Source organism: Kitasatospora sp. NPDC056783 (assembly GCF_042789895.1).
Lineage (GTDB): Bacteria > Actinomycetota > Actinomycetes > Streptomycetales > Streptomycetaceae > Kitasatospora.
On record NZ_JBHUAF010000029.1, the window covers coordinates 12,411 to 28,065 of the forward strand.

Sequence of the window (15,655 nt, forward strand, 5' to 3'; positions counted from 1 at the left end):
GGGCCGGTGAGTCACGGGGCGGGTTCCGTTCGGGCGGGCTTCGTCAGGGGCACCTGCTGGTGTTCCTGCTCCCGCTGGTCGTGGCGCGTCCGCTGGTCGTAGCGCCAGAGCGCGGGGATCGCGGCGGACAGGGCGGCTGAGCTGCCGAGGCAGAGCAGACCGCCGGTGCGCAGGGCCGCCCGGATGCCCTGCCGGGCGGCGAGCCCGCCGGCCCGCAGGTCGCCCAGGGCGGGCCCGGCGGAGCCGATCAGCATCTCCAGCCCGGCCGCGCGGCCCCGGAGTTCGTCCGGGATGGACTGGTTCCAGATGGCGCTGCGGAAGGTGTCGCCGATCCAGTGGCCGAAACCGGCGACGGTCAGGCAGAGCAGGACGGCCCACAGACCGGGGGCGAAGGCGGCCGTGGCCGTCGCCGCGCCGACCAGGGCGGCCGAGAGCAGGACCAGCCGGCCGTGCCGGTGCACCCGGTCCGTCCACCCGCTGGTCCCGGCGGCGATCAGGCTGCCGACCGCGCCGGCCGAGTAGAGCAGGCCGAGTGCCCAGGTCGCCCCCAGGTCCGCGGCCAGGAACGGGAACAACGCGGTGGGCAGGGCGAACACGGTGGTCGCGAGGTCGGCCAGGTAGGTGCCGACGAGGTCGGGCCGCCGGGCCGCGTACCGGGCGCCGGTCAGGAACTCGGTGAGCTGCGGGGCCTCGGCGTCCCGCTCCGAGGGCACGGGACGGACCTGGGCGAGCAGGGCGATCGAGAGCAGGAAGGTACCGAGGTCCACCAGGTAGGCGGCCGGGACTCCGGCGGTCGCGATCAGCAGGCCGGCCGCCGCCGGGGCGGCCACGCCGCCGATGCTCCAGCGCAGCGAGAGCAGGGCGCCCGCCGCCACCAACTGGTCCTGGGGCACCAGCCGCGGGATCATCGCCTCGAGTGAGGGCTGCTGGATGCCCTGGAGTGCCGCCGCCACCCCGGCGGCGACGTAGAGCGGCCAGATGGCGGGGGTGCCGAGCAGCGCGTTGGCCAGCAGCAGGGCGCTGAGCGCGGCCAGCGCGACCTCGGTGGCCAGGGCGACGGTGCGGCGGTCCGCACGGTCGGCGAGGACGCCGCCGTAGAGGCCGAACAGGATGGTGGGGACGAGTTCGACCGCACCGACCGCGCCCACGGCCAGGGGCGAGCCGGTGAGTTCGGCGACCTGGAGCGGGACGGCCGTCATGGTGAAGATCGAGCCGAGCAGGGTGACGGTGCCGGAGGTCCAGGTCAGGCGGAAGTCCCGGGAGGACCGCCAGGGGGCGGTGTTCGGCAGCAGGCGGGAGCGGGGGCGGTCCGCTTCGGGAGGCGGGGTCGTTCCGGTAGGTGGGTTCGCTGCGGGGGACTGGTCCACTGCGGGGGGCTGGTCCGCTCGGGAGGCCGGGCTCGGTTCGGAGGTCACGCGGGTGGGGTCCCTTCCCGGCCGTCGGCGGTGGCCACGACGGCTTTCCTTATCGCTGATAAATTCCGGTTCGGGAACTTATCGGCGATAAGGTGCGCCTGGCAAGCGAACGGTTCGGGAGGTCGATCGGATGGCGCTGCAACGCGACGAGGTGGTGCGCACCGCGCTGCGGCTGCTCGACGAGGAGGGCATCGACGGGCTGACCACCCGTCGGCTCGCCCGAGAGCTCGGCGTCCAGTCGCCGGCGTTGTACTGGCACTTCAGGAACAAGCGGGAACTCCTCGACCTGATGGCCGAGGAGATGCTCGCCCAGGCGCTCCCGCCCGACCGCGAGCCGGATCCGCGGAACTGGCCCGAGTGGATCGCCGCCGACGCCCGCGCCAAGCGGAACGCCCTGCTGGCCTACCGCGACGGCGCCCGGGTGCATGCCGGGACCCTGCCGACGGAGGGTGAACTCCCGGCGGTCGAGGCCCAGTTGAGCGCGCTGTGCCGGGCCGGGCTGCGCCCGCGCACGGCGCTGCGACTGCTGCTGACCGTCGACCGGTACATCATGGGCTGGGTCACCGAGGAGCAGGCCTGGCGGCAGGACGTCGCGGACCGGGACCGGCCGCCGTTCCCGGACGAGGCGCTTCGCGAACTGCCGCTGCTGCGCGAGGCGGTCGACGTGCTGAGGATGACCGACCACGACGCCGACTTCGAGTACGGGTTGCGGGTGCTGATCGAGGGGTTCCGGGCGGAGATCGCGCGGGAGGGTCCGGCCGGGGGACAGGCGGAGGCGTAGGTGGGGGTGTGGGCCCGGGTGGCGGTGTGGGCCCGGGCGGCGGTGTGGGCCCGGGTGGCGGTGTGAGCCCGGATGGTGGTGGGGTCTGGGCTGGTGGGGGCGCGTGCTACGTCCGGGCGTGGCGGAGGGCGTCGCGCAGTCGTCCGTCCGAGGCCTTGAGCAGGTGGGCGGCGGTGGGCGCGTCCACGTCCGCGAGCAGCGTCAGGATCGCGTCCTTGACCCGGCCGTCGGTGGTGGTCAGGGCGCGCTCGACCGCTTCCTCATCGGCGCCGGTCGCCTCGGCGACGATCCGACGGGCGCGGTCGCGAAGCTTGTCGTTGGTGGCACGGAGGTCGACCATCAGATTTCCGTACGTCCGGCCGAGCCTGACCATCACGGCCGTGGACAGCAGATTGAGCACCAGCTTCTGTGCCGTACCCGCCTTGAGCCGGGTCGACCCGGCCAGCACCTCCGGGCCGACCTCCACCTCGATGCCGAGCTCGGCCGCCGCGGCCAGCGCCGAGTTCCGGTTGCACGCCAGCCCGACGGTCAGCGCCCCGGCCCCCCGTGCGGTCCGGACGGCGGCCAACGCGTAGGGCGTGCGGCCGGAAGCGGAGACGCCGACCAGGGTGTCGGCGGGGCCGAGCCGGAGGGCGGACACATCGGCCTCGGCGAGGTCGGTGCGGTCCTCGGCGCCCTCGGCGGCCGCAGTGACGGCCGGGCGCCCGCCCGCGATCAGGCCGACGACCAGTGCCGGGTCGGTTCCGAAGGTCGGCGGGCACTCGGCGGCGTCCAGCACACCGAGCCGTCCGGCCGTTCCCGCGCCGGCGTAGACCAGCCGACCGCCGCGCGCCATCCGGGCGGCCACGGCGTCGACCACGGCGGCGATCCGCTCCAACTCACCGGCGACGGCGGTGGGCACGCCGCGGTCCTCGGTGTTCATCAGACGGAGCAGCTCGACCGTGGGCAGCCGGTCGATCTCGGCCCAGTCGCGGTGGACGGTCTCGGTCGCGGGTACGGCGTCGTGGCTCATGCGCCGAGCCTCCCCAGGGGCGAGGGGCCCGAATCCGGGCAAGCGGGGGGGGTGGGGTGGGGTTGGGACGGAGACGGCGCTCGGCCAGGGAGCCGAGCTGCTGCTCGACCGCCGGCGCGGTGACCTTCGGCGCCTGCGGGAGGAGGCCGAGGGCGCGCGGGAGCGGATCGGTGAACTGCTGCGGGCGTTCCCCCGGATCGGGGAGGTCGGTGTCCGGCGCTGGGTGGTCGGACCGTCCGGGTGGTCGGACAGTCCGAGTGGTCGGAGTGTCCGGGAGATCAGGCCGGCCGGGCGGTCAGGCCATCCAGAAGAAGACCGCTGTCATCCGTCGCTCCGCCAGCTCGGTGCCGTAGTAGCCGGTGGCGCTGTGGATCAGATTGGCGTGGTAGAGCAGCAGTTGGTTGTAGCGGTTGGGGACGCGGACGTCCTCGGTGAAGTGGTCGGCGGGAACATGGCGGGTGCCGAGTGCCTCGACCAGGTTGTTGTGCGGGGCGTTGACCAGGTTGCCGCCGAGGCGGCCGCCCGGGAACTGCTGGCGGTAGAAGCTGGTGCCGGTGTCCTTCGGGGCGCCCGGACTGAGGTAGAGGACGGCGGCGTAGCGACAGAGCGCGCGGGAGTCGGTGTGCGGGCGGGACTCCGACTCTCCCGAGCCGACGACCTGGACGCAGTTGTGATTGAGCGTGCCGCCGCCCGGGGTGCCCTGCACCCAGAGCCGGGAGGCACCGGTGGCCTTGCGGACCAGTGACTCGACCCGGGCCAGCTCCGTGGGCTCCAGGCCCGGCATCGTGCGCAGTCCGGGCCAGGTCTCGGGGCGGTACGGGTAGCCCTCGGTCCATTCCCCACGGACCAGACAACGCTCCCGGACGGTGTCCGGGTCGGGCAGGACGTTGTCCAGGACCCAGTAGTCCCGGCCCCGGGTGGGTTTTCGGTAGGGCAGGACCGGCAGGGCGGTGGGCCTGATGGGCTGTGAGGGCATGGGCCGACCATAGAGGCGGTGATCGTCAATCTTCTGCCGTGAGCAGGTCAACCTTTCGTCAAGGGTGGTCTGACGTGGGGGATCGTCGGGCGTCCGGTCGCGAGCGCGGCGCTCCGGCGTGCGCTAGGACGTCCGGACGGCGAAGCCCCCCAGGGTGCCCTCCAGGCGGCCGTAGGCGCGCACCGCCGAGGGGCGGACCGCGGCGGAGATCGTGGTCGGCTCCTCGCCGGCGAGGGTTCGGCGGAACACCTCGGCGAAGACCGACCGGTCGACGGCGGCGAGCAGTGCGGCGGCGACCCGGCACTCGAAGCCGACGGGTATCTCGTGCACCGCCTCGGCCAGCGCCTCGGCGAGGGCCGTCTCACTCTGCTCGTGCAGCTCGCGCAGTCGGGCGGACAGGGCGGGACTGTCCACGACGGTGCGGGCGAAGGCGGAGCCGGAGAAGCCGAGTCGGGCGTCCTGCCGGTCGAGCCCGGCCAGGCAGTCGCGGCGCAGCGCGGCGAGTGCGGACTCGCCCGGCGCACGCTCGGCGACGGCCTCGGCGAGTCGGCCGGCGAGCTCCTCGTGCAGGTCGAAGAAGAGGTCCTCCTTGCGCGGGAAGTGGTTGGTGACGGTCATCTTGGCGACGCCGGCGGCGGCCGCCACCTCGGCGATGGTCGTCCGGTCGAAGCCCCGCTCGATGAAGAGCCTGGTCGCGGCGTGCGAGATCGCCTCGCGGGTGCGGCGCTTGTTCAGCTCGCGCAGGTTCGGGATGGCCCCGGTGTCGGTCATGACGGGAGTGTAGCGCGGTTCGATGGGTCGAGCACAGTAATTATGCTTGACCCAATCACTGTGTCCGTCCTAAGTTCTCTCCGGGTGGCCGGCGCGGTCGCCCCGGCGGCTCGGGGAACGGTGGGCCGACCGCCGTTCGATTCCCGATCACCCACACCTGGAGGTGCCCGTGTTCACCCGTCACTCCGAAGGCCTTCGCCTGCTCAGCGTGCACGCGCACCCCGACGACGAGTCCAGCAAGGGCGGGGCCACCCTCGCCCGGTACGCGGCGGAGGGCGTGGACGTCCTGGTCGCGACCTGTACCGGCGGCGAGCGCGGTTCGGTGCTCAATCCGGCCCTGGACGGGCCGGAGGTCCGGGCCGACCTCGCCCGCGTCCGGCGCGAGGAGATGGCGCTCGCCCGGGAGATCCTCGGGGTGCGCCAGCGGTTCCTCGGTTTCGTGGACTCCGGCCTTCCCGGGCCGGGCGAACCGCTCCCGGAAGGATGCTTCGCGGCCCGGCCGGTGGAACTCGCGGCGGCGCCGCTGGTCGCGCTGATCCGGGAGTTCCGTCCGCACGTGGTGATCACGTACGACGAGACGGGCGGCTACCCGCACCCGGACCACGTGATGACCCACCGGGTCGCCGTGGCGGCCTTGGAGGCCGCCGCCGACGGGGATCGCCACCCCGAGCCGGGTGAACCCTGGCAGGTGGCCAAGCTCTACTACCACCTGGCGCTCTCCAGAGCCTGGTTCCAGGCCATGCACGAGGCCATGACGGAACGGGGTGTCCCCTCCGGGATGGGGCAGGTGCTCGCCGACTGGCCGGACTCCGCGCCCGCCTTGGCCACCACCACGCGGATAGCGTGCGCCGAGCAGTTCGCCGTGCGGGACGCGGCGCTGCTGGCCCACGCCACCCAGGTCCGGCCGGGCGTGGCATTCATGGCCCACCCGCGGGACATCGAGCGCGAGGTCTGGCCGACGGAGGACTACCACCTGGCCCGGAGCCTGCTGCCGGGGCCCGGCACGGCGGCCGGCCCGGGCGGGATCGAGACCGACCTTTTCGCCGGGCTCCGGGAGGAGGTGGGGGCCGGATGATCCGTACGGTGGGCGCGGTGGCGAGGGCCGTCGTCGAGCGGGTGGCTACGGCGTTGCGCGGTACCCGGCCGCCCGGCGGCGCGGTGCGGCGCGTAGCCTCGGCCGTCGCCCGGTCAGCACTGGCCGTCGGCGAGCACGTAGTAGCCCGGGCCGGTCTGCTTCAGGGTGTGGGTGACGAAGGTGTTCCAGAGCCCCATGCTCTGGCCCGAGCCGGCGGCGTAGGTCAGACCGCCGCTCTGGGTGGCACGGCCGGCCAGGACGTGGGCGTAGTTGTCGGCGGTGAAGCATTGGGTGGTGCCCCCGCCCGTGGTGGTCGCCGGTACCGCCGCCGACCGGGCGCCGACCGCCCCCGACGCATCGACCGCCGCGACGGTGTAGCCGTACGTGGTGCCCGCGGTGAGCCCGCCGTCGGTGAAGGCCGTCCCGGTCGGGCTGCCGACCTGGGCGCCGTCGCGGAAGACCTGGTACGAGGCGGCACCGCTGACGGCCCGCCAGGCGAGGGCGACCGAGCCGGTCGCCGCGGTCGCCGTCAGCCCGGTCGGCGCGGGCAGCCCGGGGCTGGTGGGGCCGGATCCGCCGTCCAGCCCCCAGAACTGCGCCGTGTAGTAGCCGGAGCAGACGGTGTCGAGGAAGTAGGCGCCGGTGGCCCCGCACTGGTCGGCCCCCGAGCCGGGGTGGACCGCCAGGCCGTGGCCCATCCCGCTGACCGTGAACAGGGCCACGGACGGCTGCCCGCTCGGGCCGGTGTAGAGCTCCTGGGCGGTGCCGCCAGGAAGGCTCCTGGTGCTGCTCGGCTGTCGGCCGATGCCCTGGACGTTCGTCCACTGGTCCCGCAGTTCGGTCGCGTTCACCGGCTTGACCACGGTGTCGGAACTGCCCTGCCAGATCGCCACCTTGGGCCACGGTCCGGTGTAGCCCGGGTACGCGGCCCGGACTTTGTCGCCCCACTGTGCCGGGGTGAGCCCCTGGTCGGAGTTCTGGCAGCCGGCGGCGGCGGCCTGGGTGGCGGCGCAGTGCGCGGGCAGACCGGAGTCGATCGCCCCGCCGGCGAACACGTCGGGGTAGTCGGCCAGCAGATCGGCGGCCATCCCGCCGCCGGCCGAGAGCCCGGTGACGAACACCCGGTGGGCGTCCGAGCCGTACAGGGCCTCGGCTTTGGCGACCATCTCGACGACCGACTTGGCTTCGCCCACTCCCCGGGCGTCCTTGCCCGCGTCGAACCAACTGAAGCAGGAGAGGCTGTTGTTGGCGCTGCTGGTCTGCGGGAACACCACGGCGAAGCCGTACTGGTCGGCGAACTTGGTCCAGCCGGAGCCGCGGTAGTAGTCGGTGGCGCTCTGGAGGCAGCCGTGCAGCGCGACGACCAGGGGAGCGCCGCCGGGCAGCCCGGCGGGGGTGTAGGTGTACATCGAGAGATTGCCCGGGTTGGTGCCGAACCCGGTGACCTGTTGGAAGCCACCGGCCGCGGCGTCGGCGGAGACGCCTGCGGCCAGGGGCGCCGGCGCGGGCGCCGGAACCGTGGCGGACGCTGTGGCGGAGGTCGCGGTGGGGGAGGCGACGGCCGAGCCGGGCACGGCGGTGGGGAGCGTGAGGGCGGCGACCGCGAGCAGTGCCGCGGCGGTGGGGCGCAGTGGCATGGAGGCTCCTGGGCGGGGGAGGAGTGGGGGTTGGCTCCGTGCAGCGTGGCGCGCTCGTCGCCCCGGGGCCATGTGGCGGTCATCCGGGGTCCGCCGCCAGGGCATGTCGCGGGCCGCCATGGCCCTCGGGCGCCGTCGGTGGCGTGCTCCATCGAAGGCCGTACCCGCCGTACCTGCGGTACCCGCCGTACCCGCCGTACGCGGGAACGCACTTGAGGCGCACGGCCGGAACGGGCAGGTTGATCCCATGACCACCGGCGAGTGCGCCGAAGGCCGGCCACCCACAATGGCAAGCTCTACGCGCACGCCACCACGACCCTGCGCCATCCTGACACCCCTCCCGGCGGCCTGACACCCCGCCCGGGGCCGCCCTCGCCTGGCAGCCGTCGCGTTCCTGCCGGAACGGGCGAGCCCCGGGCGCCGCTTCCGTCGCGGCGACCGGGGCTGGCCAGGGGAGTTCCGGGGCCCGGTGGGGTGGACGGGCCTGGGGTGGTTCAGAGGGCCGCGATCGCGCCGCAGAGGGCGAGGAAGCCGCAGATCCCGAAGTTGACCAGCTTGTGCGACAGGAAGATCGCGGCGAACTCGCGAATGGTCGCGCTCGGCCAGTAGTACCGGGCGGTGGGCGAGCCGAAGACGTGTCCGTTGACGCCGGTCTGGCGGGCGAGCAGCGCGGCCCGGAAGGCGTGGAAGTTGTTGGTGACCACGACGCAGCGGTAGTCGGGCTTGGCCTGCTCCATGATGGCCTTGCTGAAGAGGAGGTTCTCCTCGGTGGTGCGCGAGCGGTCCTCCCGCTCGATGTGCTCCTCGGGGAAACCGCGCTCGACCAGGTAGTCGGCCATCGCGTGGGACTCCGGCAGCTTCTCGTCCGGCCCCTGGCCGCCGGAGGTGATCAGCACCGGCGGGTTGCCGCGCGCGGCCTGCTCCTCGTACACCTCCCGGCCCCGGTTCAGCCGGCTGGCCAGCAGCGGCGGAACGCGCTCGCCGCCGATCAGCCCGGAGCCGAGCACGACGACGAAGTCCACCTTTCCGCGCGGCCGGTGGCGGCTGTACAGGAAGGCGTAGCCGACGAAGCAGGTGAACAGGAAGGAGATGTAGCCGACCACCAGGACGGCAGTGCCCGCCAGGGCGGCCAGCTGCCGCGAGTGGACGATCACGGCGGCGATCAGCAGCCCGATGACCCCGAGGATGCCCAGCCCGGCGAGCAGTGAGAGCAGGTTGGCCGGTCGTCGGCCCTCCTTGCGGATCATGGTCATGCCGTTGGCGAGCAGGAACCAGACCAGGGCCACCGTGCCGAGGGCGGGCAGCAGGATGATGGCCACGGCCACCATCTCCACCACCAGGTTGGGCGCCTTGTTGAGTTCGGCGAGCACGGGGAGCGTGAGGAGGGAGACGGCGATGCCGAGCAGGACGGCGTTGCTGAACTGGCGGCGGTCGCGCAGCACCCCGATCCCGAACAGCAGGAAGAACACGGCGGCTGGGACGTAGGCGATCATGCGTCGTATGGTAGGGCTTTCGGGAAGCCTTCCTCGGTCCAGGACGCCACCACGGCCGGCTTGCCCCCTGGGCTGCCGGAGGCGTTCCAGCGGATCCGCTGACCGTCGCCGACGTCCAACAGTCCCTGGGCGTAGGGCTCGTGGAGAGGGTGGAGCCCGGGCACCGGGTGAACTCCTCCTGGGCCGTTCCGACCGGCCCGGCGAGCGTGCCCCGGCGTCAGATCCCGAGATCCAGCCCGAAGGCGGTGTCGAAGGAGGCGAATCCGACGCAGAGGATCAGCCAGAGGCCGAGCGCGCCGGTCACCGCGGCGGTGATCCGCCCGATCCTGGTGCGCTGCTCCCTGGGCTTGCGCCGGTGGCGGATGCCGTGGACGAGCCCGAGCAGGCCGAGGGCGGCGAGGGCGTAGGCACCGGCGGGGCTGGCCTCGTGGAGCACCCGCGCGAGGAAGAAGGCTCCCGCGAGTGAGGCCGTGGTCAGGGCGAGGAGCGCGATTCCGCCGACGAATTCGAAGACCAGCTCGCCGAGGCAGCCCATCGACTTCCGGGCGGCGCCCTCCACCAGACCGATCTGCCCGCCGGGGACCGGTGTCGGGCCCCCGGGCTGATGGCCGGTCGGTTGTGCTGCTGCCCGGTCCTTGGCCATGCCCCCGCCTCGTGCTGTGCCCGTCCTTGACTCGGCGATGATCGTACCGGGTTGTCGGAGCGTTGCCGCAGGTCGGGCGGCCACGGGAACGATCGGCTGATGGAACGACCGGGGACGGGAGCGGGCGGGAGCGGGCGGGGGCGGGATCGGCCGGGGCGGGTCAGCGCCGTTCCGGCGGCAGCAGGGCCGCGAGGCCGTCGAGGATCCGTTGCAGGCCGAACTCGAAGCGGGCGTCCATGTCGGGCCCGGTCAGGTGGTCGGCCAGGGCCGCGAGGTTGGGGTAGGCCTCCGTCGGCAGGCGGCGGAAGACGTCCCCGGTGGCGTCGGCGATCTCCCGGCGGCTGGTGCCGAGCACCTCGGCGGCCGAGATCGGCGACTGCTCCTGGAGTACGAAGCCCTGGACGAAGGCGCCCAGCAGGTAGCTGGCCATGGCCGTGTCGGCGTCGGAGAACCCGGCGGAGCGGAGCCGGTCGAGCTGGTCCTCCATCAGGTTGAGCAGGCACGGCCCGGGGGCGAGGCGGCCGGCGACGACCTTCGCGGCGTCGCGGTTGTCGAGCAGCAGCCGGCGGTAGCGGGAGCAGTACTCGTGCAGTTCCGACCGCCAGTCGTCCTGGCGCGGCGGGGGTTCGGCCGACGCCAGGAGCGCGTCGCTGAGCAGGTCGAGCAGTTCCTGCTTGTTGCGGACGTGCCAGTACAGCGAGGCGGCCTTGACGCCGACCTCGGCGGCGACCTTGCGCATCGACAGCCCGTCCAGGCCGTCCCGTTCCAGTACGCGCAGCGCGGCCTGGGTGAGGGCCTCCCGGGTGAGGGCGGGGGTCGCGTCGTCGTTCTCCGGCATGGCGGTGCGGAGGCCTCCAGCGGTCGGGCGGACCGGTGCGGTTCGCGGATCAACAGTGTGGCGGATCAACAGTCCGGTGGACCAACAGTGCCACGACCCGGTCCGGGGGCGAACCCCCAGGTCGCGGATACGACTTGCGATCTAACGGTGTTAGGGGCACTCTGTGCGTGTCACATCGAGCCCTAACGCTGTTAGGGGCGAGCGATCGGGAGGGATCTCCATGGGGGAGTCGAGCATGCGCCGGAAGCGGCTGGCGCTGTTGACGCTCTGTGTCGCCATGTTCATGGCCATGTTGGACAACGTCGTCGTCAATGTCGCACTGCCCCGCATCGGGCAGGAGCTGGACGCCGGGATCAGTGGCCTCCAGTGGGTCGCGGAGGGCTACAGCCTGGTCTACGCCGCACTCGTCCTGACCGGTGGCGCGCTGGGTGACCGCCACGGCCGTACCCGGATGTTCGTGCTGGGGCTCGGCCTGTTCACGGCCGGCTCGGCGATGGCCGCACTCGCCGGAACGATCGGGGTCCTCGTCGCGGCCCGGATGGTCCAGGGGGTCGGGGCCGCGCTGCTCACCCCGGGCAGCCTGACCCTGCTGGGGCACGTCTTCACCGACGAGCGCGAACGGGCCAAGGCCATCGGCGTGTGGTCCGGGGTGTCCGCGATCGGCCTCTCGGTCGGTCCGGTGATCGGCGGCCCGCTGGTCGAGCACCTCGGCTGGGCGAGCGTGTTCTGGATCAACGTGCCGATCGGCGTGGCCGGGGTGGTGCTCGCGGCCAAGGTCCTGCCGGAGATCCCACCGCGTGCTCGGCGGATCGACTTCGGTGGGTTCGCGCTCTCGGCGGCGGGCCTCGGTCTCCTCGTCTACGCCCTGATCGAGGGCCCGTCGCGGGGCTGGACCGACCCCCGGGTGGTCGGCTGCGGCCTGGTCGCCCTGGCGCTGCTGGCCGGCTTCCTGCTGCTCGAACTGCGGCTGGCCGAGCCGATGCTGGAACTGCGGCTGTTCCGTGACGGCGCGTTGTGCGGCGCGCTGCTCAGCGGATTCATGGTGAGCTTCGGGATGTTCGGAGCGCTGTTCTTCCTGCCGTTGATGATGCAGGGCGTGCTCGGCTGGTCCCCGTCCGGCGCGGGGTACGGCGGGCTGCCGATGACCGCGATGCTGGTGATCGCCGGCCCGCTGTCCGGCCGGCTCGCCGCCCGGTACGGCCCCCGGCCGCCGATGGTGTCCGGCCTCGCGCTGTGCGCGCTCGGCCTCGGGGGGTTGTCGCTCTACGGCGACCACGCCCACTACCCGGAGTACCTGTGGACGCTGGTCGTGATGGGCTTCGGGATGGGACTGACCTTCACCCCGGTCTCGGTCGCGGTGCTCCGGAGGGTGGCCCCGGTACAGACCGGCATGGCGTCGGCGACCGTCAACACCCTGCGTGAGCTCGGCGGTGTGCTCGGGATCGCGGTGCTCGGCGCCATCCTGACCAACCGGATGACCAGTCAGCTGACCTCGGCCCTGCACCGGCTCGGCGTCCCGTCGGACGCCGTCGGCCCGATCGCGGACGCGCCCACCGGCGCGGGGCACGGTGCCGGCGACGCGGCCGCGGCACTGCCCGCTCCGCTCCAGGACGCGGTGGACGGCGCCTTCGTCGACGGCATCCACCTCGCCGTGCGCTGCGGGGCGCTGGCGCTCGCGGTCACCGCCGTCCTGGTCGCCGTCCTGCTGGGCCGGGCGCGCCCGATCGTCCCGTCGGAGGCCGCCCCTCCGTGCCCGGCGGAGCCGGCCGGGGCCCGCTCCGCCTGACCGGGCGCTCGCCCGAGCGCCCGGCTGTCCGTTCGGCCGCTCGCCCGGCTGTCCGTTCGGCCGCTCGCCCGGCCGACACCCGCGCCCGACACCCGCGCCCGGCGCACCGTCGGCGGGCCCGTCAGCGGATGCCTTCGATCGCCGCCTGTGCCCTGTGGGCCAGTTCGCGCCGGGCGCCCGCCCGGTCGGGCCGCGGCCCGACCGGCGGTCCGGGCGGCGGGATCGGCGGCAGGAAGGTCACGTCGGCGACCAGCCCGCGGGCCGCGACCACCCGGGCGAGCGAGGTGAGCAGTCCGTCGTCCCCGATGAAGGCGGGCACGCTGGTCGGCCGCCCGTCCGCCAGCCGGTAACGGATGGTCACCGGCAGGACGTCGGCACTCGCGTCCACCGCCGCCTGGAACAACGCGGGCCGGAACCGGCCGCTCTCCCGCCCGCACCAGGTGGATCCCTCCGGGAACACGATCACCGGCTGTCCGGAGCGGAGCACCTCGGCCACCGCCGCCACGGTGTCCGGCAGGGTGCGCAGCCGGTCGCGGTCCAGGAAGACGGTGCCGCACCAGGCGGCCAGCGGGCCGAGCACCGGCCACCGCCGGACCTCGGTCTTGGCCAGTGAACGGCCGGGGCACCCGGCGGCGAGCAGCGGTATGTCCAGCCAGGACACGTGGTTGGCCACCACGAGCACCCCGCCACCCATCCCGCCACCCATCCCGCCGTCCATCCCGCCACCCATCCCGCCGTCCACCCCGCCGTCCACCCCGCGCCCCGGCCGGCTCGGCCCGGTGAGGTGGACGGTCACCCCGAGGGTGTGCAGCACCACCCGGGCCCAGAGCCGGACCAGCCGGATCCGGGTGTCGTACGGGAACAGCCGGACCGGCACGCCGAGCAGGACCCCGGCCAGCAGCGCCGCGAGGCAGCCGGTCAGCCGCAGCGCCCGCCGGGGGTGGGAGACCTCCGGCGCGGGTTCGGCCAGGCAGGTCTCGGGCCGGCAGGTCGCCGTGGGCAGCCAGACGCTCACGACGAGGCGCCCGGGGTGCCCGAGGCGGGCACCCCGGACAGGAAGTGCCGCAGGTAGCGCGGGTCGGTGCGCTCCAGCGACAGCAGCACGTACAGGTCGGCGCAGTCGAAGTCCGGGTCGTACGCGGGCTCGCCGCAGACCCAGGCGCCCAGCCGCAGGTAGCCGCGGAGCAGGGCCGGCAGCGGGCCGCGCTCGGCGCGCGGCACCCCGGTGGCGTCCCAGCGGCGGTGCGGGGTGACCCGGTACTCCGCGGGGGCCAGGTGCTTGGCGCTGACGGCGTCCCAGACCCGGGCCGCGGTGGCTCCGCCGTCCGTCAGATCGATCGAGCAGCAGCCGCCGACCCAGGTGTTGCCGGTGTCCGCCAGGTAGCGCGCGATGCCGCCCCACATCAGGTTGATGACGGCGCCGTTGCCCCGGTGGTCCGGGTGGATGCAGGAGCGCCCGAGTTCGACCAGGCCGCGGCGGACCGGCGCCAGTGCGGAGAGGTCGAACTCGCCGTCGGAGTACAGCCGGCCCGCCCGGCGGGCGGCCTCGGGGCGCAGCAGCCGGTAGGTGCCGACGACGGCGCCGTCCTCGCCCTCGCGGACCAGCAGGTGGTCGCAGTACTCGTCGAACGGGTCGACGTCCAGGTCCGCGACCGGGCTGTGCAGGACGGCGCCGAGCTCGGCGCCGAAGACCTGGTGGCGCAGCCGCTGGGCGGCCCGCACGTCGTCCTCGTCGCGGGCGAGGGAGACGGTGTAGGCGGCGGGCCGGGGGCGGGGTGCGGGCACCGCCGGGGCGTTGTGGGCGGGGGCGACTGCGGACGGAGCGTACGTGGGGACGGTGGTCATGGCAGACCCTCCAGGGCAGCACGATCGGCGGTGCCGTGGATCACCAGGGCACCGTCCCGGTCCGCAGGCGGTAGGGCAAGGACGCGAACCGGTCCCCGTATGTCTCTCCGAGCCGGTTGGCATTCATGTTGCGGCCCGGGGGAGCGCAGATGTGCACCTGTTGAATGGGACCACCCGTGGCGCGCCGGTCACGTGCCCGGCACCCGCCGCTCGTCTGCCGGGGGTGGACAACACGGACCGCAGGGGCGTACGGGCGCACCGTACGCCCCTGGTCTTCGGGGGCGCACGCCCATGGTTGCGGCGTACGCCCCTGTCGTCGCGATCCGGGGGGTTCATGCCATCGCGCCCCGGGACGCCCGCCCCTCGGACGCCGTCGCGCACCGTGGTGCCGTCACGCCCCTCGACGCGCGGTCAGAACGTCCGCCAGCCCTCGGCGTCGACCCCGCCCGGGACGGCACCGGCCGGGCCGTACGGTTCGCGGGTGTAGACGAAGGAGCCGACGTCGAGGTGGCTGACCGTGTCGTCGGGGTGGCGGACCACCCGCAGGGTCTCGCCCGCGTAGTAGTTCTCCGTGCCCGTCCAGGTGCCGTCCGGTTCGGGCCGGAAGCGCGAGCCCCGGCCGGCGCCGGTGAGCGGGGTGAGTTCCAGGACCCGGCCGGGCCGCAGCCGCAGGGCGGCCGGCGCGGCGCCCCAGTACCAGGGGCCGGTGATCTCCAGCAGCTCCGGGTCCACCGCCTCGGCCGACGGGCGCCACGGTTCGGGCAGCCGGGGCTCCAGCTCGGCGGTGAGCGCGATCAACCGGGCGGCCAGCGACGGGGTGTTGCCGCCGCTGGTGGCGTTGGAGAGGGCGTACGCGCCGAGACCGTCGGCCTCGCTGATCCACAGCCCCGCGGTGAAACCGGGCATCGAGCCGGTGTGCCCGAACAGCAGCCGGCCCTCGTGGCGGTGCAGTTGCAGGCCGAGGCCGTAGCCGCTCGTCCACGCGTCGTTGTCCGGGGCCATGACCGGTCGGCGCATCTCGGCGAGGGTGGTGGCGGACAGGACCTTGTCGTCGCCTGCCGCGAGGAAGGCCGCCCACCGGGCCAGGTCGGCGCCGGTGGACCAGAGCTGGCCGGCCGGGCTCATCAGGCCGGTGTCGGTGAGCGGTTCGGGCAGCATGACGTCGGCCCACGGGTGGACGGCGAAGCCCCCGGCGTGCGGGTGCTCGGGCAGCAGGGTGGTGCGGTCCATGCCGAGCGGGGCCAGCACCTCGCGGCGCAGGACCTCGCCCCAGGGCTCGCCGCGCAGCCGGGCCACCAGCGCGCCGAGCAGCGCGTAGCGGGGCGAGCAGAAGAGGTGGAGCCCGGCCGGGGGCGGCGCGCGCCCGGCGCCCCAGCGGCGGGC

Annotated in this window: 14 protein-coding genes; 3 read left to right on the forward strand and 11 right to left on the reverse strand. The window is 74.0% G+C overall.

What is annotated here, in order from left to right; translation table 11 throughout:
* Positions 1–11 precede the first annotated feature (11 nt).
* Positions 12–1,415, reverse strand: a complete 1,404-nt coding sequence (locus ACFRMQ_RS07240) for an MFS transporter (protein ID WP_380727879.1) — start codon at positions 1,413–1,415, stop codon at positions 12–14.
* 130 nt (positions 1,416–1,545) lie between these two features.
* Between ACFRMQ_RS07240 and ACFRMQ_RS07245 the strand changes: the two genes are divergently transcribed.
* A complete protein-coding gene (locus tag ACFRMQ_RS07245; RefSeq protein WP_380727881.1) occupies positions 1,546–2,196 on the forward strand; it encodes a TetR/AcrR family transcriptional regulator C-terminal domain-containing protein in 651 nt (216 codons plus the stop codon).
* 106 nt (positions 2,197–2,302) lie between these two features.
* On the opposite strand, the gene murQ is transcribed toward ACFRMQ_RS07245, so the two are convergent.
* The 3 genes from murQ to ACFRMQ_RS07260 form a co-directional block, all read right to left on the reverse strand.
* Positions 2,303–3,208: an N-acetylmuramic acid 6-phosphate etherase gene (murQ, locus tag ACFRMQ_RS07250; protein WP_380727883.1), complete on the reverse strand. Its 906-nt coding sequence runs from the start codon at positions 3,206–3,208 to the stop codon at positions 2,303–2,305.
* A 295-nt stretch (positions 3,209–3,503) separates the two neighbouring features.
* Entirely contained in the window at positions 3,504–4,184 is a 681-nt protein-coding gene (locus ACFRMQ_RS07255) for a DUF6445 family protein (protein ID WP_380727885.1), read from the reverse strand.
* Between the two features lie 123 nt (positions 4,185–4,307).
* Positions 4,308–4,955 carry a TetR/AcrR family transcriptional regulator gene (locus ACFRMQ_RS07260; protein ID WP_380727887.1) on the reverse strand — a complete coding sequence of 216 codons (648 nt, stop codon included), beginning with the start codon at positions 4,953–4,955 and terminating at the stop codon, positions 4,308–4,310.
* 169 nt (positions 4,956–5,124) lie between these two features.
* Between ACFRMQ_RS07260 and mca the strand changes: the two genes are divergently transcribed.
* Positions 5,125–6,030 carry a mycothiol conjugate amidase Mca gene (gene mca, locus ACFRMQ_RS07265; protein ID WP_380727890.1) on the forward strand — a complete coding sequence of 302 codons (906 nt, stop codon included), beginning with the start codon at positions 5,125–5,127 and terminating at the stop codon, positions 6,028–6,030.
* Positions 6,031–6,143: 113 nt separating this feature from the next.
* On the opposite strand, the gene ACFRMQ_RS07270 is transcribed toward mca, so the two are convergent.
* The 4 genes from ACFRMQ_RS07270 to ACFRMQ_RS07285 all read right to left on the reverse strand — a co-directional run bounded on the left by ACFRMQ_RS07270 (position 6,144) and on the right by ACFRMQ_RS07285 (position 10,641).
* Complete coding sequence (locus tag ACFRMQ_RS07270) at positions 6,144–7,667, reverse strand: PHB depolymerase family esterase (RefSeq protein WP_380727892.1); 1,524 nt, start codon at positions 7,665–7,667, stop codon at positions 6,144–6,146.
* Positions 7,668–8,161: 494 nt separating this feature from the next.
* Positions 8,162–9,160, reverse strand: coding sequence for a YdcF family protein (locus ACFRMQ_RS07275; protein WP_380727894.1), 999 nt, complete (start codon positions 9,158–9,160; stop codon positions 8,162–8,164).
* 217 nt (positions 9,161–9,377) lie between these two features.
* The gene (locus ACFRMQ_RS07280; protein WP_380727896.1) at positions 9,378–9,803 is read right to left on the reverse strand and encodes a hypothetical protein; all 426 of its coding nucleotides are present in this window, start codon (positions 9,801–9,803) and stop codon (positions 9,378–9,380) included.
* Between the two features lie 160 nt (positions 9,804–9,963).
* Positions 9,964–10,641, reverse strand: coding sequence for a TetR/AcrR family transcriptional regulator (locus tag ACFRMQ_RS07285; protein ID WP_380727898.1), 678 nt, complete (start codon positions 10,639–10,641; stop codon positions 9,964–9,966).
* A gap of 235 nt (positions 10,642–10,876) precedes the next feature.
* Here ACFRMQ_RS07285 and ACFRMQ_RS07290 point away from each other — a divergent pair, with 235 nt between their 5' ends.
* Positions 10,877–12,427 carry an MFS transporter gene (locus ACFRMQ_RS07290; protein ID WP_380727900.1) on the forward strand — a complete coding sequence of 517 codons (1,551 nt, stop codon included), beginning with the start codon at positions 10,877–10,879 and terminating at the stop codon, positions 12,425–12,427.
* A 121-nt stretch (positions 12,428–12,548) separates the two neighbouring features.
* Here ACFRMQ_RS07290 and ACFRMQ_RS07295 read toward each other — a convergent pair whose 3' ends face one another.
* From ACFRMQ_RS07295 to ACFRMQ_RS07305, 3 genes are all read right to left on the reverse strand, one after another.
* Entirely contained in the window at positions 12,549–13,442 is an 894-nt protein-coding gene (locus ACFRMQ_RS07295) for a lysophospholipid acyltransferase family protein (protein WP_380727902.1), read from the reverse strand.
* Positions 13,439–14,272, reverse strand: a complete 834-nt coding sequence (locus ACFRMQ_RS07300; RefSeq protein WP_380727904.1) for a GNAT family N-acetyltransferase — start codon at positions 14,270–14,272, stop codon at positions 13,439–13,441. Before ACFRMQ_RS07300 ends, ACFRMQ_RS07295 begins: the two co-directional genes overlap by 4 nt.
* Positions 14,273–14,683: 411 nt before the next feature.
* The coding region (locus tag ACFRMQ_RS07305; RefSeq protein WP_380727906.1) for a serine hydrolase domain-containing protein at positions 14,684–15,655 on the reverse strand (972 nt) is incomplete at its 5' end.